Here is a 20,411-nt window from a genome sequence, read left to right on the forward strand (position 1 = left end):
ACATTTTGGCAGTTTTTGACCCCTCTTTTTTCAATCTTGGTGAGAAATCCGGGTAAAGATAGTGATTATCCGAGGTAGAGATATGGTATTAGTACGTTTGAACCCCTGGCAAGAATTTAACGCAATACAACGCCAAATCAATCGCTTATTTGATGAAGATATGCCAACTGCATTTTTGGATAGAGGTTTATCTAGAGTTCCCTCTGCTGAGTTAAAAGAAACTGAAGATGCAATTCATCTGAAGGTCGAACTTCCGGGAATTGAAGCTAAAGACTTAGATTTGCAAGTTACAGAAAAAGCTGTATACCTGAGTGGTGAGCGGAAGTCTGAAGCGAAATCTGAAGAGAAGGGTGTAATCAAAAGCGAATTCCACTATGGTAAATTCCAACGTGTAATTCCTTTACCTGCTCGGATTCAAAATACCAACGTCACGGCAGATTATAAAGATGGCATCTTAAACCTGACGCTACCCAAAGCTGAAGAAGAAAAGAATAAAGTTGTCAAAGTTAATCTAGCATCAGCTGGCTAATTCCAGGTTTATAGCGGTTCTCGCTTGAGTAGGTACTGAACCCCACCCCCAACCCCCTCCCCGCAAGCGAGGAGGGGACTATGATGTACCTCATATGATTAGGAAACGCTTTATATCTGCTAGCTATCTATTAAACTAAATAAAAAGCGCTCCCTTTTGGAGAGCGCTTTTTAGCGTGAATTACTCAGCCTATACAGATTTATTAGGAAAGTGCAAAATTTTCAATCTTGTAGAGTATGTTATTGCGTAGGATAACGCACCATTTCAGATTTTAGGTACGCTGGGACGAATGTCCTAACGCATCCTACAAAACTTGCTCTTGATTAAATCCACATTTCTTAGTTAAGCATTAAGCGCATCTTCTTGATTGGTTTCGATAACACAGTCAGAAGTCGCATAGGCAACGCAGGTGAGAACCCACCCCGCGTCAATTTGATCGTCGTCTAAGAAATTCTGATCATCTTGGTTAACTGTACCTGAAATCAGCTTCCCGGTGCAGGTAGAGCAAGAACCAGCATTACAGGAATAGGGCAAGTCCAGATTATATTCCTCGTTAGCGATCTCTAGGATGTATTCATCATCAGGGACTTCAATTGTTTTTTCACCATTTGGAGTACGTAATGTGACGTTGTAAGTTGCCATGTAACAGTCCCTAGTTAAGATAAACTCTATTTCCGATACTACGGGTTTATGTGCAGCTAGTCTAGAGTTGATTACTCTACATCACCAAGCGCTGAGTGTGAACTGGAACTGAGAGTAAAAAATTCTGCGATCGCATCACCAAATCCCTCAAATGAACTATAATCCGCAGATACGATTGAGACATTCATCCCCAACTTTTGGGCGTTCGCAGCTGTATAAGGGCCAAAACATGCAATAATACAGCGTTCATAATCGCTTTCGGAGTTGACCATTGTCAAAAAGCTTTCTACTTCCGCCGTGCTACTAAAGGCAATTACATCGATTATTCCTTGACGAACTAGATTTAATTCAATACTGTAGATACTTGTGTTTAAACCCTGTGTAATATATGTGGGTACGCGAGTTACTTCTATACCCAATTGCTGCAAATCTGTAATTAAATTGGGTACAACATCAGGTTCAGGTAAACCCACAACTTCTGGAGCCGGGATCAGCACTTTTTTATCGTGAATTTGCGGAAGTTTCGCTAATTCAGCCACAATTCCGGCTGGGCTAGATTCTGTTGGGATTAAATCCACTTTGCCACAAAAAGACATTAAGGTTTCTGCGTCTTTCCCTAAAGCACATAAGTGACATTTTTCTACCACAGATATAGGAATATCCAAATCATTCATCCGGTGAAAAAATGCAGTGATGCCATTTCTACTGGTGAAGAGAATCCAATCAAATTCGTATATATGGACTAGAGCAGTATCTAACTTAGTGTAGTTTGATAAATAGCAGGTTTCGATAGTAGGCATGAAAATAGGTAAGCCACCTTGTTTGATGATTTGTTCGGATAACCTATAAGCATAATTTCTCGGTGCTGTGACTAAAATTCTCTTGCCATATAGAGGTAATTCTCTAGATGGAGTGAGCAAGTTGATTTCTCTTGATTGAGTGTACATTTGTTTATCTGCCATTTCATTGCTATTCCAGCTTAGAATGCAATACGCTCGGTGTTCGTAATATTTTCTCCCCGTTATCTACATTTTTGTAACAGTCAAAGTGTCGTGCTAACCAATATCCCGCCCAGAACTTAAGTTCTAGGCTAATAGCTCAAGTCCACTCAAGTGGACTGAAATTTTTCCTTTCACCAAGGATAGCCATTTACATCGCTTGAAATGTTATCTTTAGTCCTCTTGACAGGACTTTAGCTATTAGCCTCGAAATTTATTCCAAGGCGGGATGGCAACGAAGCAAAAAATTTATAAAGATGTTGCTAATGACTTTTGACAGACAATCAAAAGCTAACAAGCCTTAAGAGACTTCCAAACAAAAAAATACCCCACAAGATTGGATAATTTATTTGTTGTCAGTCCCTAACCCAAACGTATTGCACAAAATTATTCATATCTTGATTCAGCAACGCCAAAAAGCTGATGTAAATCCTAGCCATTTTTCTAGGATGAATTCTGCCCATTTTTCCGATGTCATCTGTATTGATAAAACGGCACGATATGAATATCTAAGAACGTTTGCAGAAAAATCTTATGTCTTCATTACTGGCTTTATCCAACAGTTTAGCTGACACCGTAGAAGAAGCTGGAAGTGCTGTGGTTGCAGTGAATGCAGGTACTCGTGTTTCCCCAACTGGCATTCACTGGCGTAATGGCATTATTGTTACCTCTGATGAGTCGCTTCAACGCTATGACGACATCACCATCACTCTCTCAAATGGTAGCACTGCACCAGTAACACTCATCGGTCATGACTCTAGCACGGATATTGCTGTTTTTAAACTAGAAAATGTAGAAATACCTGTGGCAAAAGTTGGCGATGCCAAAACGCTGAAAGTCGGTCATCTGGTTTTAGGACTGGCAAGAGGTAGCGAAGGTGATTTAAGGGCGGCGATGGGTGCGGTGAGTGTGGTTAGCGGTGCTTGGCGGAGTATGAGTGGCGGGAATATTGACCAGTTCATTCGCCCAGACATCACCCTTTACTCTGGTTTTGCAGGTGGGCCCCTGGTGGATGCTGCTGGTTTTGTGGTAGGCATGAATACATCGGGACGGCGTGGTACTGCTTTGACTATTCCTACTGCTACAGTCGATCGCGTGGTTGATCAATTAGTAGCAAAAGGACGCATTTCTAAAGGCTACTTGGGTGTGGGAATGCAACCTGTACGTTTACCAAATAACCTGAAAACTGCTCTCAATTTAACTTCTGCAACTGGGGTAATTGTCGTTAATGTTGAGGCTTCGGGGCCGGCTGAGAATGCAGGGGTGCTGCTTGGCGACGTTTTGGTAAGGTTCGATGGCGTAACTGTAGGCGATACAGGTGATGTACTGGCGCTACTCAATAGTAGCGATCGCATTGGTAAAACTGTCAACCTGCAAGTTGTCCGGGGTGGAGTGTTAATTGAGTTAGCGATCGCAGTTGGCGAAAGACCTTTTTAATTCGTAATACTCGCCATTCGCGTAGCGTCTCGTAGAGAAGGCGAGAAGCAAGCTACGTAATTCGTAATTCGTAATTCGTAATTTGGAACTTCGAGATTGGAACTCGCAACTCCGAGATCAGAACTCGGAACTTCAAGATCAGAACTCCGAACTTCGAGATTAGAACTCCGAACTTCGAGATTGAAACATTGTCAGCCAACAGATTCTACTTTGACGTGCGGAAAAATTGTATAACATGGCAAACACAACATTAACTAACATCGCTGCTGAATTGACAGAGGTAGCTGCTAAACTACGCCTACGCACTGTCAAAGTGAAAAGCGGCTCTCTGGGAGTCGGTTCTGGTGTAATTTGGCAATCTGACGGACTAATTATCACTAATGCTCATGTGGCAACCAGCAACCGCGCAACTGTGGAATTGGCTGACGGAAGGGTATTTGATGCAGTGCGTACACAATTTGATCCCCAGCAGGATTTAGCCGCCCTGAAAATTGTCGCCACTGATTTAACTGCTGCAACCATTGGCAATTCCGAGGGGTTACGAGTCGGTGAATTAGTCTTGGCGGTGGGTAATCCGTTTGCTGAGAGTGGTGCTGTGACAACTGGAATTATCTATGCAAATAATCCACGCGCTGTTATGGCTGATTTGCAGTTATATCCTGGAAATTCTGGAGGGCCACTTGCCGATTGTCAAGGCCGAGTCGTGGGAATTAACACCATGATTGTTAATGGTTTGGCTGTGGCAGTTCCCAGCAGTATAGTTGAGCGCTTTTTACAAGTAAGTAGTCGTCCGCAACTGGGAGTTACACTGCAACCTGTGCTTTTAGGTAGACGTAGCTTGGGTTTATTGGTGTTGTCAATTTTACCTGGCAGTGCGGCCCAAACTGCTGGTGTGCAAATCGGCGATGTTTTAATTGGAGTTTCGGGGCGATTATTCACTAGCATGAATGATTTAACTAAATACCTGCATGACAGTAAAGGATCTGTGCCGCTACAACTCCTACGCGGTGGGCAGCAATTCGTGATTTATGTTGTCGTGCAGTCTGGGAAAACTGCTGTGGAGGCGAGATGATCCGGGTGATGGTAGTTGCGACTTCCCCTGTAGTGCGGGCAGGGTTATCAGCTGTGGTAACTACCAATCCTCGGCTGACAGTTGTGGGGAGTGCATCCGATTTGGATGTATTAGCAAGGGAAGTTGGGCAATTAGAACCAGATGTGGTGCTGGTAGATTTGAGCAGCAATCTTCAACAATCGGTGTGGGAAAAATTGCTGCTTATTCAAGAGGAACAATACCCATTAGGAATGATCGTGATTGTTGAGGAACTCGACAGCATCGATTTAGAGACGGCATTACATTCTGGTATGCGGGGGATATTGCCCAGTACTAGCACAGAGTCAGAAATTGTTGCTGCTGTGGAGGCGATCGCTTTTGGTTTGGTGGTACTGCACCCGGATGCTATAGAATTACTATCTATCCGCGAAAAAGTGGTAACAAATCCTGTACAAACCTTGACACCACGGGAGATAGAGGTTTTAGATATGCTTGGTTCTGGGTTGGGGAATAAAGCGATCGCTAAACGTTTGCATATTTCTGAGCATACCGTCAAATTTCATCTCTCATCCATTTTTCAAAAGCTTAGTGTCTCCAGCCGTACCGAGGCTGTTGCTGTGGGTGTGCGACTAGGTTTGATTATGCTGTGATTTGTAGTCATTATCATAGGACTTACGCACTTCCAACAAATAAATTACCACTACTTGTGGGGTGGGCATCTTGCCCGCCTTTCTATACGGGCGCTCATGTTGCCCACCCCACAAGAAGTAGTTGAGTATTTTTTTATTTGGAAGTCCCTTACGCACTCAGATCCCCGAACCCTGCTTAAATATGAACATTTTAATGCTATCTTCCACTTTTCCCTACCCACCAACGCGCGGGGGAACCCAAGTCAGGACATTTAATTTACTTAAATATCTGAGTCAACGCCATACTGTCACCCTCGCAACTCAACGCGAGAGCGATGTTACAGACGCAGAATTAGCAGGATTACGCGATTACGTGGATCATCTAGCCGTTTTTGAACGTCCGCCAGATTCTCAAACCACCGGAATATTCAAGAAAATACAGCGATTTGGTAAATTTTTGCAGCAGGGAACACCACCAAGCGTACTCAACCGCTACTCAGTTGAGATGCAAACGTGGGTTGATAACTGGGTGGAAGCGGGGAAATGTGATGTGATTACCTGCGAACATAGCGTCAATGAAATTTATGTACAATCGGATTTCCAGAAACAGCTAAAAACCATAGTTAATGTTCATAGTTCCGTTTACGCTACCTGTCGGAACCAACTAGCAACGGGCATTTCCGAAAATTCCCTCCGAGACAAAATTAATCTGCCACTTTTGCGTCGTTATGAGCAAAACTACTGTGCTAAATTTTCGGCAATTGTCGCCACAACAGAAGAAGATAAAATTCAACTACAAGAGTTTAACCCGAATAGTGAAATTACAGTTATTCCCAATGGTGTAGATTTAGTTTCTTTCCCCAACCGGATTACCGATCCAGGTGGACATCGCTTAATTTTCATCGGTGCAATGGATAATTTAGCAAACATTGATGCTGTCTGCTTTTTCAGCAACGAAGTTTTGCCAGAAATCCAAAAATTGTATCCTGATACAACTTTCGATATTGTCGGTTCTCATCCGGTACCAGCAGTTTTAGCACTTGATCAAAAACCAGGAATTAATGTGATTGGGCGTGTGCCTTCGATGGTAGAATATTTACATCAAGCCACCATCTGCGTTGTACCCATGCGAACTGGGTTTGGCATTAAAAATAAAACTTTAGAGGCAATGGCAGCTGGTATACCTGTAGTAGCGAGCGATCGCGGCTTAGAAGGATTAGCCGTAGATGGTGCTAGTCATACACTACGGGCATTACGAGCCAATAAATCGGCAGAGTACGTCACCGCTATTAGTCAACTATTTGATCATCCACATCTGCGTTCAGAATTGTCTCACAACGGCAGACAACTGGTAGAAACAGAATTCACTTGGGATATTGCTGGTAAAAGCTATGAACAAGTTTGTCTAATTCGTAATTAGTACACACTTAACAATTCACGCATTCACGCATTCACGCATTCTTGCATTAAAGACATTTTGCCTACGGCACGCTATTCGCGAACAGACTCTTATTTAAACCCCGACTGGAACTGAGCTTTGTCCCAACCATTACACGCTGCTTCGCAACGTGTAATGGTTGGGGTCTTAAACCCTTTAATTTACGATAAAAATGCTTGATCTAATAAAGATCCCACTTTATTTCTAATTGTTCTTTATTGTCGGTGTGGGATAAATATGTGTAGAAACGTTGCATTGCAACGTTTCTACATCGGTAGTGCAATTATCTTATTCTTATGGTAGTGGTTTTTAGTTAGCTCGTGAAGAAGCACGTCAATTATTCTCAAACCTAGTCGAATACCCTAACACAAGTAATTTCTTATGCTTACGCTTATTCTTATTCTTGAGGATAATCAAATAATTCTCAACATAGCGAAAAGCAGATGCACAGTCGTAATCAGCAATGGCTATAGCTTGCAAAAAAACCTTTGGGGGTATTTCAAACCCTAAAAATTTTTCTATTAAAATTAACAAATCTTCATCTGTGGCAGGGAAAGTAGTTGTTTCTGTCCCTTCTGAATCATGAAATGTACCTTCAATTAACGCTTTGTACATTTTGTACCTCCCCAAAAGCATAAGATGCAAAGCCTGTGATAAAGTTTAGCTGCTGATCACGAGTTTGTAAGTTAACGGGAAGTTCAGTACCAGAACATCCGATCTCACGTAAAATTTCCAAACAATAAGTACTGAGTTGAGTGTATGGAGCTTGCTCCAATTCTTGAGCTACTTCTAGAGCCATCTCTAGATTGACTTGGATAACCGTCTTTACAGGGTTGGTCATAAACACGCCCTAATAAACTGGATGCTCTAAGTCTTGATCACAAGCACAAATAGCGTAACAGTGTTTTTGCGGAATTTATGAAGAAGGTAAATTAAAATATCAGCGCATTTGCGGTAACATATCCTAAGTTATGCTCTCTTAGACTGAGAGCTAGGTAATTTTGATCTAACTGCGAGCGATCGCTTTAATACGTATATATATTTTACATTGCAATAAATTATACAAAACAATTGCCAATACATTCCCTATTTTGTACCCTCACAACTTGCTTGTTTATCTTAGGTGTAAGTAAGTGGGCGTGAATAATTAAAGGTTTGTAGTAAGCGGCTTTAGCCTAAAATCACAAATTTTTTCAACTCTCACCAGCTAGCCATCAAAAAGTTTTTGCAACACAACCATTGAACACGACAGTTGCTTCAACTCTTAGAGTGAGAGTAATGCATTGCCTTATCCTGGGGGGAGCATCCCAAATATGTCAGTTATATCAACACCCAGGTTATGAATTGTGATTGCGATCGCAACCTAGTGGAGTAAAGCAATCCCATATCTTGCGATCGCAACTTTTAGAGACGCACTCGCGTTCACTACGCTGTCGCTTCGCAGCCTACGGGAAGGCTTAAGGCAACGCAATGACAAACATGTTCTTGCTTGCATTGCGATGCTCCCCATCTTGGGTGTTGAATTATTGCATTTTGATGATATTATTCTAAAAAAGTAAATTAAGCAGTAAGCCTTGTGGCATTTATGACAAATCAATTATCTAAGTTATTTGTGAAATATTTACCAGCAATTACAGCGATAATAACGGTTCTTCCATTACCAGTTAAAGCAGCTACATTTTTAGTAACTGAACGCGCTGACTTAGGAGGCAATGATCAACTTGATTGGGGAAGTTTAGGTAAAGTATTCAATCCCTCTGCTCCTAATTTTTCGGCTTTTTTACCTAACTCTTTTTTAGCAACATCGCCAGGTGGTTTAGGGTTGGATATAAATATAGCTCCAACTAATAATCCTCAGATTACTTCACCGTTTATCTTTCAAACTTTACCTTCACCTGGCATTCGGACTAACTTCGCTAAAGGAGATTTTGTTCTCTTCGGAGGTATAGACCCAGCAGGTTTTATCCCTCTTCCTGCTGGTACTGCTGATCCTGGTACTAAGGGGAACGGCGGGCCTTTGACCATTAGTTTTGCCCAGCCTGTTTTTGGCGCTGGTACTCAGATAGCTGTAGACATTAGTAATTTAAAAGTTGAAACTTTTCTCACCGCTTTTGATAACGTCAATAACCTGTTGGGTAGTTTCTCAGTTCTAAGTACTTCGTCACTAGCATTAGATAATTCGGCAGTGTTCTTGGGGATTCGTAGTGACACTCCAAACATCTCACGACTCGTTTTTAGCAGTTCTGCTCCACAATACGGCTTGGCCATTAATCAGGTAAGCATTATTGCAGTTCCCGAACCAACTTATACTTTGGCGATATTAGCTTTTGGTGTTTCAGGTGCTATTTTGAAAATACGCCAACGCACTTAATAAGTTAGAGGTTTCAGACATACTGAAACTTCTGTAAGTACGGAAGTTGCATATAATTGTTGTCTTTCCCCAAATTAAGATCAATGTCATACAAAGAATTAGAAAATATCATCGACGCTAAGATAAAAAAAGCTATACGGAAGCACGAGATCATAGTTGCTTTCATGAGTAGTATTATTGGCTTGATTTTTATAGTAGGTTTGTTCCACGCTATTTTGCTGAACCACACTCAAATTCAAGCATTTTGCTTAAAGTGATTACTGCTTGCATTCAATGGGTTTTTATTATAAAGTTTTTCCTGATGTTCATAAAACTAATCAAAATTACACATATTTTTTATAAAAGGGAATTCCACTTATGGAGAGTAAAAATAATGATCGGGCTATATTCGTCTTATTTTTGACTGTATTTATAGACTTGCTCGGCTTCGGAATTATCCTGCCGATACTGCCTTTGTATGCTGACCAATTCGGCGCAAAACCTAACGAAGCGACTTTACTTATAGCTATTTATTCTTTAATGCAGTTCTTATTTGCACCATTATGGGGCAGCTTTAGCGATCGCTACGGTCGCCGTCCGATTTTATTACTTACTTTATTAGGTTCTGTAATTGCATACATAGGGTTAGGCTTTGCCAACTCATTATGGATTTTGTTTATTGCTCGTAGTCTTGCCGGGATTATGGCAGGGAATATTGCTACTGCTCAAGCGTACATAGCAGATATTACCACGCCAACTAATCGAGCTCGTGGCATGGGCATAATCGGAGCAGCTTTTGGTCTTGGCTTCATTTTCGGCCCAGCTATTGGAGGTCTTCTGATCGGGACTGATCCGAACAACGCTAACTTTCATCTACCGTCGTTGTTTGCAGGCGGATTATCTTTATTGGCATTGCTTTGTGCTTTGATGTTACTTCCAGAATCTCTAAATTCTGAAACTAAAGCCAAAATCCAAGCTCATCGCTACCGTCAGCGACGGCTGAACTTGCTACATCTGTCACAGCGTCCGCAGTTTTGCTTGCTTGCTAGCATCTATTTTTTAGTAACCTTTGCGGTTGCGGCTATGGACTCTACATTGGCTTTATGGTCTAAGCAGCAATTAAACTGGGGCCCTCAACAGACTAGTTATCTTTTTGCCTTCATGGGGATTGTCAGCACAATAATTCAAGGAGGACTGATCGGATTTCTCAAGAAACATTTCGGTGAAATAAAGTTACTTACCTTGGGGATATTAGGATTAGGTTCAGGATTACTGCTGATTGGATTCTCACAAAGCTTAATTTTATTGTTGGTTGCTACCACGTTTGTAGCATGGGGAATTAGTGTCAGCCAACCAATATTGAACAGCCTAATTTCCCAGATGACACCACCAGAGGAGCAAGGACAAATATTAGGTATTGCTAGTTCTTGCTCTGCGTTGGCACGGATTGGTGGCCCAACCTGGGCAGGGCTGAGTTTTATGAAATTTGGGAGTTCTGCTCCTTTTTTGAGTGGATCTTTAGTAATGCTGGTAGCTTTGACTCTTAGTTTGCGAGTAACTAAAAGCGCATCTGAACCAAAGGCAGAACGTCTCGCCTGAAAATCTAGGTAAGGAAGCCTTATATCAGACTTATCTCAAAATCTAAAATCTAAAATCTAAAATCCAAAATTGGTATGACAGGTCGCCGAGTATTATTTTTAGGCATATTTGTAAGCATCCTCCTCACCTACGCAATTTGGCTAGGCGGGAGCATTCCTGCAAGCATCACCAAACTTCCTGACCAAGGATTAAACTGGTATTACTGGAAACTTCCCCAACCAACCTTTTGGAGTCGAGCGACGGCTTGGGGTATGTACCTTGGACATCAGTTTAGCATCTGGGGGTGTATCTTGTGGGCGCAGCGATCGCAGCTGAAATACAAATCAGCGTTGCACCCGATTAATTACCTCATGCTTGCTATTAATGGTGCATTCATCGCTTTACACTTTCTCCAGACCTATATTTGGTACGATGCTCTAGCTCAAGATACTTCAATTTGGGCTTCCCAAGGTGCGGTTGTCCTGCTACTGGTCTTCGTACTGATTTTGGAAACGCCTCGACGCGGTTTATTTTTTGGTAATTCTGTTCCATTCCATCAACAGTTTTTGCAAATTATCAAGCTGTACCACGGCTATTTTTTCTCCTTCGCCGCTATCTACACCTTTTGGTACCATCCAATGGAAGCGACTTTGGGGCACTTAATTGGTTTTCTCTATATGTTCTTGCTTCTGCTCCAATCGTCGTTAATCTTTAACCGCACCCATGTAAACCGTTGGTGGACATTCTCTTTGGAAATTTCAGTGCTTTTACATAGCGTCGTTGTGTCGTTGATGCTAGGACAAAGCAAGTGGCCAACATTTCTCTTTGGTTTTCTTGGCATTCTGGTGCTTACTCAGCTTCACGGTTTACCTGTGGGTATCTCGGCTAAACGCACTATCTACGGAGCCTTTTTAGTCAGTGTACTTGCCGTTTATGCACTGACTGAACGCGGCTTGGGCAGAATTTACGAAGTAAGTTATATCCCTCTGATTGAGTTTGGGCTGGTTGGGGCAATTTACTTAATCTTCTTGCTCATCTTATGGACAATTTCCTGTTTACCTATCAAGACGTAATATGATCTCTGCCACAATACCCATAGGTTTGTAGTAAGTACTTTAGTCCTTTCTACGAGATGCTACGCCAACAAAATCAGGACTGAAGTCCTAACTACGAACATTTTTGAAAGAAGGTTGATTAGCCGGACATCCTATAAATAAACATTAAAAAACTCACAATTTTACTCACCACTACTAATGCTTTTTTGCTGTTGATAACGCAGTTTAAACTGCTGTTGCTGTATTCTATGATCCACAATTGGTTCAGGGTAGCCAACAGCATGACGTTCTAAAGATGGAATTTTACCAGTAACTAAATATTCTGTATCTACAGAGCGCAATTCTGATACCCATTGCCGAATATATTCCCCCTCTGGATCAAATTTTTGTGTTTGACTGGCTGGGTTGAAAATCCGCACGGGTTTGGGGTCCATGCCGCTAGAAGCACTCCATTGCCAACCACCATTGTTGGCAGATAAATCCGCGTCAATCAGCTTTTGCATAAAGTATTTTTCTCCCAATTGGGGATTAATTAGCAAGTCTTTAGTGAGGAAACTGGCGACAATCATCCGACATCGGTTGTGCATCCAGCCGCTTTCATTCATCTGGCGCATTGCTGCATCCACAATCGGATAGCCAGTTTTCCCCTCACACCAAGCTTGAAAATATTCTTCGTTAGTTTGCCAAGGAAAGTTTTTGAAGGTGTCGCGGAAAGCACCATCAGCTAATTCCGGGAAGTTATACATTGCATGTTGATAAAACTCCCGCCAAGCTAACTCCTGTTGCCATGTGCGAATATTAACTGCTGTTTCCTCACTGCGGCTGTTTTCTAGTGCTTCTATCGTGGCTTGCCAAACGGTGCGAATGCCAATTACCCCAAATTTTAATGCTGCACTCAGTTGCGATGTTCCCTCAACTGCGGGAAAATTTCGCTGTTCTTGATATTGAGTAATCGCTTTATTAGTAAATTCCTCTAATCGTTCTTGCGCCGCCGTCTCTCCCGGTGAAATAATTAATTCTCCATCCCAAATAAACCCTAAATCTTTTGCCGATGGTAATGTCAAGGCTCCTGCAAGTTTAGCAATTTCCTGTTCAGCTTCTGTTAACCCCTCAACATTTTGCAGAGTTTCTACTGGGTTCGCTTTCGGTTTGGTAATCCAATTTTTCCAGAAGGGGGTGTAAACCGTGTAAGGTTGATTGCTACCGGTGCGTAATTGCTCTGGGGAGTTGAGGATCTGATCCCAGTTTTGGTTAAGAAACTGAATGCCTTTTTCTTTGAGGGCATTTATAATCGTGCGATCGCGTTCTTGTGAATAAGGTTCTACATCCCAATTCCAAAAAACAGCTTTGGCATTTATTGCCTCGGCTAAAGCTGGTATCGCTTGTACAGGATTGGCATGGAGTATTAATAACTGACTACCAACTTGGGCATATCGCTCTTGGAGTTTCTGTAAACAGCCAATCATATAAGTTACTCTCACAGGAGCAACATCATCGCGTTCCAGAATATGCCGATCAAGGCAAAACACGCCCACCACTTTCGGACTCTGCTGTTTTGCCGCAGCCAGTCCCGTATTGTCAGAAATGCGTAAATCGCGCCGATGCCAAAACAGAATTAAGTCAGACATTCCATGCTGCATATAGTTCACCCGTACTAGCTTAGATGCAAGTGGTACTAATGAGCATCATTCTGGGGATAAATTTATTCTGTTAATGGGCAAATTGGGCATTGGTTATTCCCCATGCCCCATGCCCCATGCCCCATTCCCCATTCCCCGGTTTGTCAATCGGAAATAGTGGCTTTTTATCTCAAAATTGAGTATACTCTTCTTAACAGTTAATTAGTCTTTTTGTCATGGCTAACCTACTACTTGACGACGGCACAATTGAGAGTGATTTAGGCGAAATAGCTCGTGAACTTGCCCCTCTTGGCGTTCAACTCAGACATTACGACCCAGGAACATCGCTGCTTTTCCCCAACCTGCTAGACCAGGATGTTTTAACTGAGTCTGAGAAACGTTATTGTGTAGAACTCCATAACAGCGTCTTTGAATTTATTCAGCAAGAAAATGGCGCTATCTGGTGTGACTTGCTAAATGTGCATCCAGGTTCCTTCAATCTTCACCACCTGATAGCAACCTACGGCCGTTACCATACTCATCCTGCGCCTGAACCCCTCTACGTGTTGGCAGGAGAAATGATCTATGGCTTCGTGCGACCTGATGGCAGCCAGATACAGCTTTTAGTTCAGGCACAAGATTATCTCTACATCCCCCTTGGCGTTGAGCATTGGTGCAGCCCAACTTCATCGTTGAATTTTAAAGGAGTACGTTATTTTGCGCTTGCCGAAGCTTGGGTTCCCAATTATACAGGAACTCAAGTGAGTGATTCGCTCCATAAGCCACGTTAAAGCTCAACTTCCTCACAGCGAATTAACAGCGTTTCCATCGCCTCTGCTAGAGAAATCAACTCTGTCCAAGAGGAGCCAGTAACTAAATTTTGGGCGTGAGCTAATCGGTTTCGCAACTGTTCAGCAGACTTGAGGAAGCGTTCGCCAAACCGCTTAGACTTTAGTCCCAGTTGCTGGAGAAGTTCTGGTTGATTTAAAATCAACTCTCGCTTATCACAGAATTGCAGATAATCTAACAAATCGGTAGCTTCGTTTCTTTCTTGGCTCTCTCGCCATAGCCGTTGAGCAACTTCTAAGCGTTCAGGTTTGAGGATTTTTTGCCAAGAATCTTGGGGATAGTAAATCCGCACCAGCCGCAGCAAATTCATTTCTAGCAGCGTTACCAAGCCAAACAGTAGCATTCGCGCAGGTGCTTTTTGCAAGTCGCCACAGGTAACAATACCACTTACCTGATTGCAGTCCAAAACGAACAATCGCGGAGTTTGTTGTAAAATGGGTAACAACTTCATCAGTGGGGTAGAAATCGCAATTAGTTCTTTTGGATGAAACACCCGTTGATAGTCGCCACATTTGCCTTCTTTGCCTTGAATCAAACTAGAGCGTTCTACATAACCGCTAATAATATCTCCCGTCTCAACGCCGATAACATCAAAATTTTGTGCCTGCATCCAATGCAGTACTTCTTTCACCTTTGCATCAGATGGCATAGCTTTCAGGGGTTCTGCCACGTATTCAATGGTGATATTGTTCTCAAATAAACTCCGCAGGTCTTGAGAACGTGATTTTAGGTGTTTCATCCCCCTATTGTGAACTCACGTTAAATAATCTTATGGCACTCATGCGATCGCCATCGGAATTTTCTGCCAGATTACCCCTGCTTCGGCGTAGACCGCCAACTCTACCAGACGCACTGTTAGGTCGGCATCGCTATCCCAACAAATACCATACCCAATGTTATATTATCCTAGTTGGTATAAAGATAGTGACAGTTAAACATTTTCAAGTAACAAAATATTTTGCACATACAAAAAATTAAATATTTATGTACTTATCTGTATCAAATAAGTTGATTAATTTTCGCTAAAAATGCCGAAAAGCCTGACAAAAAATTTTATTACTACGACAGATCGAATTGATACTTGGTAGAATTTTACCAAGATAACCAAAATTGATAATATTATTATGCCAAGAAAAGAACAAGGATGGGTCACATTTCAGACCTCAGAGGACGAGCGGAAAATTCTAGAGGAGTTCTGCGAACAGTCTCAACGCACCAAGACTGAGATTCTGCGGGAACTCGTGCGTAGTCTCAATCAGCACTCCTTAGCACCAATATCACCACCAACTCAGCAGGAAAAACAGGAAGATAGCTACACTCGAAAGCCTGAGATAGAAAGTAGTATTCAAAAGAAATCACTAAAAGTTAGCTCTCGCAATATTCTTAAAGGTGTCGTTAAACGAGTTGTTTATGGAGCAGTTAATAGTGAGGTAACTCTAGAGATTATTCATAAAGTAGAATTAACTTCGATTATCACCAGAGCTTCCGCAGAAGAATTGGAACTATCTGAGGGGAAAGAAGCTTATGCAGTTATTAAGTCCAACGATATTGTGATTGCTAGAGAATAGAAATACTTGATTTTGGGTGTTGGATATTAAGAGGATGAATTATCATTGGTAACATTTTTTATTTTCGAGAATATAGGAATCGTAAATTGTTTTTGAAAAAATCTAAGTAGTCTTGTAGGGTGCGTTAGACGATAGTACGGCACCAAAAGCTTAAAATGGTGCCTTACTTTCCGCTAACACACCCTACGTGGATTTTAAAAATCTTTGGAGGAGTCCTATATATAGTTGATGCGATGTCTACGACGGGCTATGACGCTCGTTCGCTCTTAGCGTCTCCCCTTCTCCCATTCGTGAGAGGCTAGCGCCTGCCGTAGGATGCCCGCAGGGCTGTAGGGAGATGACTCGCTACCGCTTCTCTACGAGACGCTACGCGAACGCTATCGGTGACGCAGATTCTAAGGGAGTATCAACTGGCAATAAAAATTGCTTCGGGATTAACTTAGTATCATTGCTTTCATTCCTCTCCCCCATTCTGATGCGGTGAGACTGGGCGCACTATTAAGAACTACCAATTGGCCGCTACTTCCGCAACCAGGTAGGCTTTGGGTTTGCTCTCTTTAGATCGTTTATATATCTATCTAAAGATATAAATCATTGGTGAGAAATGAAGATAATACGGAGATATGGAAGAAAACACGGGAATTTTTCTTTGCATCTCCCAATCTCTGCATTTTCTTTAGACATAGGCGTGAAATTAAATATGCGTTACCCAGAACCCTTGTACAGGCGTAGCAGTGCTACGCCTCTACTTTTTCACGCCTATGTCTTTTGACAGCGTTCTCTTCACTCAAGTTCTCTGATTTCGAGTGGTGTTAATTCTTTGAGTACGGTAAACCGTATTTGCTCGTTAGTTCCCAAAGATTAATTTAATTGTTAAGTTTAGTTACATAAATAATAAATGCTGCAAACATTGCGACATGGGATAAATTATGAAAAGCGGTAGTATGGTTGACGATCAAGACAAATTGAACAACTTAGCATTAGCGAGTCAGACGCTGCTACGTCGCTAAGGCTTCTCTACGAGAGGCTTTGCGAACGCTATCGGTGATGAATTTATCACCAGTCTTTAAGCAAGTTTATTTAGCTAACTCAAAAATAAGACTTAATTAACATTTTTTAACATTGCTATGAAAGCTACAGATAAAATGGTGCATTTTTTAGAAGAAGAGTTGGGTATTTCTAGTGGAGCAATTTCTCTTGCTTTGCGACATTGCGAACAGACACCGAACTTTCTAGCCATGACCCTCTGGCAGTATGGGCTGGTGACACTAGATCAGTTAGCCCAAATTTTTGATTGGTTGGAAACAGTATAAGCTGCTGCTTCAACTAGCCGGATGGTAAATAGCGGACTTTCCCAGAAAGTCATATTCTCAACAGTTTTCATTTTAAGGATTGGTAACGTTTATGGCAATTAAAGAACAGCCTAAATCACCTCGGTTTCGGATCATTGCAAATATATTGCTGGCAGTATCAGGGGTATTCCTGCTCTTAAATTTATTTTTGCCTGGTTTATTTGCTTCTGGCCCTGCGGGTGTTCCCTATAGCCTATTTATTCATCAAGTACAAGAAGGGGAAGTCAGCCGCGTTTCCGTTGGTCAAAACCAGATTCTCTACGAACTAAAAACAGAAAATACCGAGCCGGGACAGGTGTTTGCAACTACGCCAATCTTTGATTTAGAGTTACCCAAACTGCTAGAACAAAAGGGAGTTGAATTCGCTGCTACACCTCCACCGAAGAATACTTGGTTTACAACCCTCTTGAGTTGGGTGATTCCACCACTGATTTTCATTGGCATTTGGCAATTCTTTCTCGCCCGTGGTGGCGGTGGTGGTGGTGGTCCCCAAGGTGTTCTCTCCATTGGTAAGAGCAAAGCTAAGGTTTACGTTGAAGGCGAATCAGCTAAAATTACCTTCGCAGATGTGGCTGGCGTCGAAGAAGCGAAAACTGAGTTAGTGGAAATTGTAGATTTCCTCAAGACTCCGGGACGGTTTACGCAAATTGGCGCTAGGATTCCCAAAGGTGTGTTGTTGGTTGGCCCTCCGGGTACTGGTAAGACACTTTTAGCGAAAGCCGTAGCCGGAGAAGCAGGAGTTCCATTCTTTAGTATCTCTGGTTCAGAGTTTGTGGAACTGTTTGTCGGTGTGGGTTCTTCCAGAGTCCGGGATTTATTTGAGCAGGCAAAGAAACAGGCTCCCTGTATTGTATTCATTGATGAATTAGATGCGATCGGTAAGTCTCGTAGCAGTAACGGTTTCTACGGTGGTAATGATGAGCGAGAACAAACCCTCAACCAATTATTAACAGAAATGGATGGGTTTGCGGCTGGGGATGCAACGGTGATTGTCCTAGCAGCTACTAACCGCCCGGAAATACTAGACCCCGCCTTGCTGCGTCCAGGCCGCTTTGACCGCCAAGTGTTGGTAGACCGTCCTGATTTATCTGATCGGGAAGCAATTCTCAAGATTCACGCTCAAAAGGTGAAATTAGGAGATGATGTAAATTTAAAAGCGATCGCTACTCGTACCCCTGGTTTTGCTGGTGCAGATTTGGCAAACTTGGTGAATGAAGCGGCATTATTGGCAGCTCGCAATTTGCGTCAAAGTGTTGCTCAAGAAGACTTTGCCGAAGCAATTGAGCGGGTAGTCGCCGGTTTGGAGAAAAAGAGTCGGGTAATGAACGAGACTGAGAAAAAGATTGTTGCATACCATGAAGTTGGTCACGCAATGGTCGGGGCGCTGACAACCGGAAACGGTCGTGTAGAAAAGATTTCGATTATTCCCCGTGGGATGGCAGCTTTGGGCTACACTCTACAATTACCAACTGAAGACCGCTTTTTGCTGAATGAAGCAGAACTGCGGGGTCAGATTGCGACTCTGTTAGGTGGACGTTCCGCCGAAGAGATTGTGTTTAACAGTATTACAACAGGTGCTTCCAACGATTTGCAACGAGCAACTGACTTGGCAGAACGGATGGTAACAGCCTATGGTATGAGCAAAGTCTTAGGGCCATTGGCTTACCAACAAGGACAACAAGCAATGTTCTTGGGTAATGGTGCTACTAATCCCCGGCGGGCGGTGAGTGAAGAAACATCAAAAGCAATTGATAGCGAAGTCAAGGAAATCGTGGAAACAGCCCACGAACAAGCCCTAGAGATTCTCAGACAGAATCGAGACTTGCTAGAAGCGATCGCTACTCAACTGTTGGAAACAGAGGTGATTGAAGGTGAGAAACTGCACAATTTGTTGAGTCAGGTGAAACCTGTAGCTAAGACTAATTCCTAATTCGTAATTCAGAAAGTCAGGTTTTAAATGCAGAGGTACGCAGAGAATAACTTTGCGTACCTCTGCGCTTTCCTCTGCTACCTAAAGCGTTTTTAATACTCTGGAACTGACGGATCGATTTCTCGACTCCAAGCGGTAATTCCGCCTTTGACATTCGTCCCGACAATTCCAGCTTCCTTGAGGATGGCGAGGGCTTTTGCCGATCGCCCGCCCAGCTTACAATGAGCAATTAAGCGGTGACCGTTCAATATTTCCTTCACCTTAGCAACGCCATTCCCATTTTCGATATCTGGTAAGGGCACTAACACTGAACCCGGAATCTTGGCAATGTCGTACTCATGGGGGTTGCGGACATCCAGCAGTACAAAATCCTTAGCACCGCTATCCAGCAATTCCTTCAAATCCTTGACGGTCATTTCTTGACTTTCCATCTGCTGTTTTGCCTCCTCTGCCTTAGCTTGTGGAATCCCGCAGAATTCTTCATAGTCTATCAGTTTTTCAATCACTGGGCGAATCGGGTTAGGACGCAGCTTCAATTCCCGGAATTTCATATCTAAGGCGTTGTATAACAGCAACCGTCCACTTAGAGTGTTACCTTGTCCCAGAATGATTTTGACAGTTTCAGTTGCTTGGATTAAACCAATAATTCCTGGCAAAATTCCCAATACGCCACCTTCTGCACAAGAGGGAACCATTCCTGGTGGTGGTGGTTCTGGGAAAAGGTCACGATAGTTGGGGCCACCTTCGTAGTTAAATACAGTAGCTTGCCCTTCAAAGCGTAAAATTGAACCATAGACGTTGGGCTTATTCAGCAATACGCAGGCGTCGTTAACTAGATATCTGGTGGGGAAGTTATCGGTACCATCTACCACTATATCATAAGGTTGAAGGATTTCTAGGGCATTTTCGGAACTCAGGCGAGTTTCGTATAAATCAACCTGACAATAGGGGTTAATCTCGTGAATGCGGTTTTTTGCCGATTCAATCTTGGGTTTACCCACCCAGGATGTACCGTGGATTACTTGGCGTTGTAGATTGGAAGTATCGACAACATCGAAATCGACAATCCCGATGCGTCCAATACCCGCCGCCGCCAAATATAAAAGCAGTGGTGAACCTAGTCCACCTGTACCGATACACTGTACACTGGCGGCTTTCAGGCGCTTTTGTCCTTCTAGTCCGACTTCCGGCAAAATCAGGTGTCGGGAGTAGCGTTCGTAATCGTCTTTGGTCAACTGGATTTCGTCCAGATTGGGATTGAGCATAGCAGTTATGATGTGGGAGAGCGGAATATTAATCCTATCGAAAAACTGTATCTCTTATACAGATGGGGAGTAGGGAGTAGGGAGTAGGGAGTGGGGAAGACGAATTTTCATTTGTGGTGGC

Annotated in this window: 19 protein-coding genes; 12 read left to right on the plus strand and 7 right to left on the minus strand. The window is 42.7% G+C overall.

Annotated elements, in window-relative coordinates; genetic code table 11:
- Positions 1-82 precede the first annotated feature (82 nt).
- The gene (locus HWQ23_RS26460) at positions 83-529 is read left to right on the plus strand and encodes an Hsp20/alpha crystallin family protein (protein WP_292835112.1); all 447 of its coding nucleotides are present in this window, start codon (positions 83-85) and stop codon (positions 527-529) included.
- Between the two features lie 342 nt (positions 530-871).
- On the opposite strand, the gene HWQ23_RS26465 is transcribed toward HWQ23_RS26460, so the two are convergent.
- Both HWQ23_RS26465 and HWQ23_RS26470 read right to left on the minus strand, forming a co-directional pair.
- Positions 872-1,171 (minus strand): 2Fe-2S iron-sulfur cluster-binding protein, encoded by a 300-nt coding sequence (locus HWQ23_RS26465; protein ID WP_292835115.1) that lies wholly within the window; start codon positions 1,169-1,171, stop codon positions 872-874.
- Positions 1,172-1,242: 71 nt separating this feature from the next.
- Positions 1,243-2,133, minus strand: coding sequence for a uroporphyrinogen-III synthase (locus HWQ23_RS26470; RefSeq protein WP_292835118.1), 891 nt, complete (start codon positions 2,131-2,133; stop codon positions 1,243-1,245).
- Between the two features lie 570 nt (positions 2,134-2,703).
- Here HWQ23_RS26470 and HWQ23_RS26475 point away from each other — a divergent pair.
- The 4 genes from HWQ23_RS26475 to HWQ23_RS26490 all read left to right on the plus strand — a co-directional run bounded on the left by HWQ23_RS26475 (position 2,704) and on the right by HWQ23_RS26490 (position 6,706).
- Positions 2,704-3,606: a S1C family serine protease gene (locus HWQ23_RS26475; protein WP_292835121.1), complete on the plus strand. Its 903-nt coding sequence runs from the start codon at positions 2,704-2,706 to the stop codon at positions 3,604-3,606.
- A gap of 235 nt (positions 3,607-3,841) precedes the next feature.
- Positions 3,842-4,678, plus strand: coding sequence for a S1C family serine protease (locus tag HWQ23_RS26480; protein ID WP_292835124.1), 837 nt, complete (start codon positions 3,842-3,844; stop codon positions 4,676-4,678).
- Positions 4,679-4,686: 8 nt separating this feature from the next.
- Positions 4,687-5,307, plus strand: coding sequence for a response regulator transcription factor (locus HWQ23_RS26485; protein WP_375466466.1), 621 nt, complete (start codon positions 4,687-4,689; stop codon positions 5,305-5,307).
- Between the two features lie 181 nt (positions 5,308-5,488).
- Positions 5,489-6,706, plus strand: coding sequence for a glycosyltransferase family 4 protein (locus tag HWQ23_RS26490; protein ID WP_292835130.1), 1,218 nt, complete (start codon positions 5,489-5,491; stop codon positions 6,704-6,706).
- 351 nt (positions 6,707-7,057) lie between these two features.
- Here HWQ23_RS26490 and HWQ23_RS26495 read toward each other — a convergent pair whose 3' ends face one another.
- The gene (locus HWQ23_RS26495) at positions 7,058-7,339 is read right to left on the minus strand and encodes a hypothetical protein (RefSeq protein WP_292835133.1); all 282 of its coding nucleotides are present in this window, start codon (positions 7,337-7,339) and stop codon (positions 7,058-7,060) included.
- Entirely contained in the window at positions 7,320-7,565 is a 246-nt protein-coding gene (locus HWQ23_RS26500) for a hypothetical protein (RefSeq protein WP_292835136.1), read from the minus strand. Before HWQ23_RS26500 ends, HWQ23_RS26495 begins: the two co-directional genes overlap by 20 nt.
- Positions 7,566-8,309: 744 nt before the next feature.
- On the opposite strand from HWQ23_RS26500, the gene HWQ23_RS26505 reads away from it, so the two are divergent.
- The 3 genes from HWQ23_RS26505 (at position 8,310) to HWQ23_RS26515 (ending at position 11,725) form a co-directional block, all read left to right on the plus strand.
- Positions 8,310-9,095, plus strand: coding sequence for a hypothetical protein (locus HWQ23_RS26505; protein ID WP_292835138.1), 786 nt, complete (start codon positions 8,310-8,312; stop codon positions 9,093-9,095).
- A 357-nt stretch (positions 9,096-9,452) separates the two neighbouring features.
- Entirely contained in the window at positions 9,453-10,673 is a 1,221-nt protein-coding gene (locus HWQ23_RS26510; RefSeq protein WP_292835141.1) for an MFS transporter, read from the plus strand.
- 74 nt (positions 10,674-10,747) lie between these two features.
- On the plus strand, positions 10,748-11,725 hold the full coding sequence (locus HWQ23_RS26515) for a hypothetical protein (RefSeq protein ID WP_292835144.1): 978 nt from the start codon (positions 10,748-10,750) through the stop codon (positions 11,723-11,725).
- Positions 11,726-11,889: 164 nt separating this feature from the next.
- Here the strand turns inward: HWQ23_RS26515 and HWQ23_RS26520 are convergent, their stop codons facing one another.
- Positions 11,890-13,335, minus strand: a complete 1,446-nt coding sequence (locus HWQ23_RS26520; RefSeq protein WP_292835147.1) for an FAD-binding domain-containing protein — start codon at positions 13,333-13,335, stop codon at positions 11,890-11,892.
- 227 nt (positions 13,336-13,562) lie between these two features.
- Here HWQ23_RS26520 and HWQ23_RS26525 point away from each other — a divergent pair, with 227 nt between their 5' ends.
- The gene (locus tag HWQ23_RS26525) at positions 13,563-14,117 is read left to right on the plus strand and encodes a cupin domain-containing protein (RefSeq protein WP_292835150.1); all 555 of its coding nucleotides are present in this window, start codon (positions 13,563-13,565) and stop codon (positions 14,115-14,117) included.
- Here HWQ23_RS26525 and HWQ23_RS26530 read toward each other — a convergent pair.
- Positions 14,114-14,914: a hypothetical protein gene (locus HWQ23_RS26530; RefSeq protein ID WP_292835153.1), complete on the minus strand. Its 801-nt coding sequence runs from the start codon at positions 14,912-14,914 to the stop codon at positions 14,114-14,116. The genes HWQ23_RS26525 and HWQ23_RS26530 overlap by 4 nt on opposite strands.
- 385 nt (positions 14,915-15,299) lie before the next feature.
- Here HWQ23_RS26530 and HWQ23_RS26535 point away from each other — a divergent pair, with 385 nt between their 5' ends.
- The 3 genes from HWQ23_RS26535 (at position 15,300) to ftsH4 (ending at position 19,025) form a co-directional block, all read left to right on the plus strand.
- Positions 15,300-15,743: a TOBE domain-containing protein gene (locus HWQ23_RS26535; RefSeq protein ID WP_292835156.1), complete on the plus strand. Its 444-nt coding sequence runs from the start codon at positions 15,300-15,302 to the stop codon at positions 15,741-15,743.
- Positions 15,744-16,870: 1,127 nt separating this feature from the next.
- Complete coding sequence (locus HWQ23_RS26540; RefSeq protein ID WP_292835158.1) at positions 16,871-17,056, plus strand: DUF2949 domain-containing protein; 186 nt, start codon at positions 16,871-16,873, stop codon at positions 17,054-17,056.
- Between the two features lie 91 nt (positions 17,057-17,147).
- Complete coding sequence (ftsH4, locus tag HWQ23_RS26545; RefSeq protein ID WP_292835161.1) at positions 17,148-19,025, plus strand: ATP-dependent zinc metalloprotease FtsH4; 1,878 nt, start codon at positions 17,148-17,150, stop codon at positions 19,023-19,025.
- Between the two features lie 92 nt (positions 19,026-19,117).
- On the opposite strand, the gene moeB is transcribed toward ftsH4, so the two are convergent.
- A complete protein-coding gene (moeB, locus tag HWQ23_RS26550; protein WP_292835163.1) occupies positions 19,118-20,290 on the minus strand; it encodes a molybdopterin-synthase adenylyltransferase MoeB in 1,173 nt (390 codons plus the stop codon).
- Positions 20,291-20,411 lie beyond the last annotated feature (121 nt).

It is taken from the genome of Nostoc sp. JL33, assembly GCF_017114985.1.
Classification (GTDB): domain Bacteria; phylum Cyanobacteriota; class Cyanobacteriia; order Cyanobacteriales; family Nostocaceae; genus Nostoc.

Coding starts and splice junctions, on each gene's coding strand:
- HWQ23_RS26460 (WP_292835112.1), top strand. CDS start 83: ATGGTATTAGTACGTTTGAACCCCTGGCAAGAATTTAACGCAATACAA.
- HWQ23_RS26465 (WP_292835115.1), bottom strand. CDS start 1,171: ATGGCAACTTACAACGTCACATTACGTACTCCAAATGGTGAAAAAACA.
- HWQ23_RS26470 (WP_292835118.1), bottom strand. CDS start 2,133: ATGGCAGATAAACAAATGTACACTCAATCAAGAGAAATCAACTTGCTC.
- HWQ23_RS26475 (WP_292835121.1), top strand. CDS start 2,704: ATGTCTTCATTACTGGCTTTATCCAACAGTTTAGCTGACACCGTAGAA.
- HWQ23_RS26480 (WP_292835124.1), top strand. CDS start 3,842: ATGGCAAACACAACATTAACTAACATCGCTGCTGAATTGACAGAGGTA.
- HWQ23_RS26485 (WP_375466466.1), top strand. CDS start 4,687: ATGGTAGTTGCGACTTCCCCTGTAGTGCGGGCAGGGTTATCAGCTGTG.
- HWQ23_RS26490 (WP_292835130.1), top strand. CDS start 5,489: ATGAACATTTTAATGCTATCTTCCACTTTTCCCTACCCACCAACGCGC.
- HWQ23_RS26495 (WP_292835133.1), bottom strand. CDS start 7,339: ATGTACAAAGCGTTAATTGAAGGTACATTTCATGATTCAGAAGGGACA.
- HWQ23_RS26500 (WP_292835136.1), bottom strand. CDS start 7,565: ATGACCAACCCTGTAAAGACGGTTATCCAAGTCAATCTAGAGATGGCT.
- HWQ23_RS26505 (WP_292835138.1), top strand. CDS start 8,310: ATGACAAATCAATTATCTAAGTTATTTGTGAAATATTTACCAGCAATT.
- HWQ23_RS26510 (WP_292835141.1), top strand. CDS start 9,453: ATGGAGAGTAAAAATAATGATCGGGCTATATTCGTCTTATTTTTGACT.
- HWQ23_RS26515 (WP_292835144.1), top strand. CDS start 10,748: ATGACAGGTCGCCGAGTATTATTTTTAGGCATATTTGTAAGCATCCTC.
- HWQ23_RS26520 (WP_292835147.1), bottom strand. CDS start 13,335: ATGTCTGACTTAATTCTGTTTTGGCATCGGCGCGATTTACGCATTTCT.
- HWQ23_RS26525 (WP_292835150.1), top strand. CDS start 13,563: ATGGCTAACCTACTACTTGACGACGGCACAATTGAGAGTGATTTAGGC.
- HWQ23_RS26530 (WP_292835153.1), bottom strand. CDS start 14,914: ATGAAACACCTAAAATCACGTTCTCAAGACCTGCGGAGTTTATTTGAG.
- HWQ23_RS26535 (WP_292835156.1), top strand. CDS start 15,300: ATGCCAAGAAAAGAACAAGGATGGGTCACATTTCAGACCTCAGAGGAC.
- HWQ23_RS26540 (WP_292835158.1), top strand. CDS start 16,871: ATGAAAGCTACAGATAAAATGGTGCATTTTTTAGAAGAAGAGTTGGGT.
- ftsH4 (WP_292835161.1), top strand. CDS start 17,148: ATGGCAATTAAAGAACAGCCTAAATCACCTCGGTTTCGGATCATTGCA.
- moeB (WP_292835163.1), bottom strand. CDS start 20,290: ATGCTCAATCCCAATCTGGACGAAATCCAGTTGACCAAAGACGATTAC.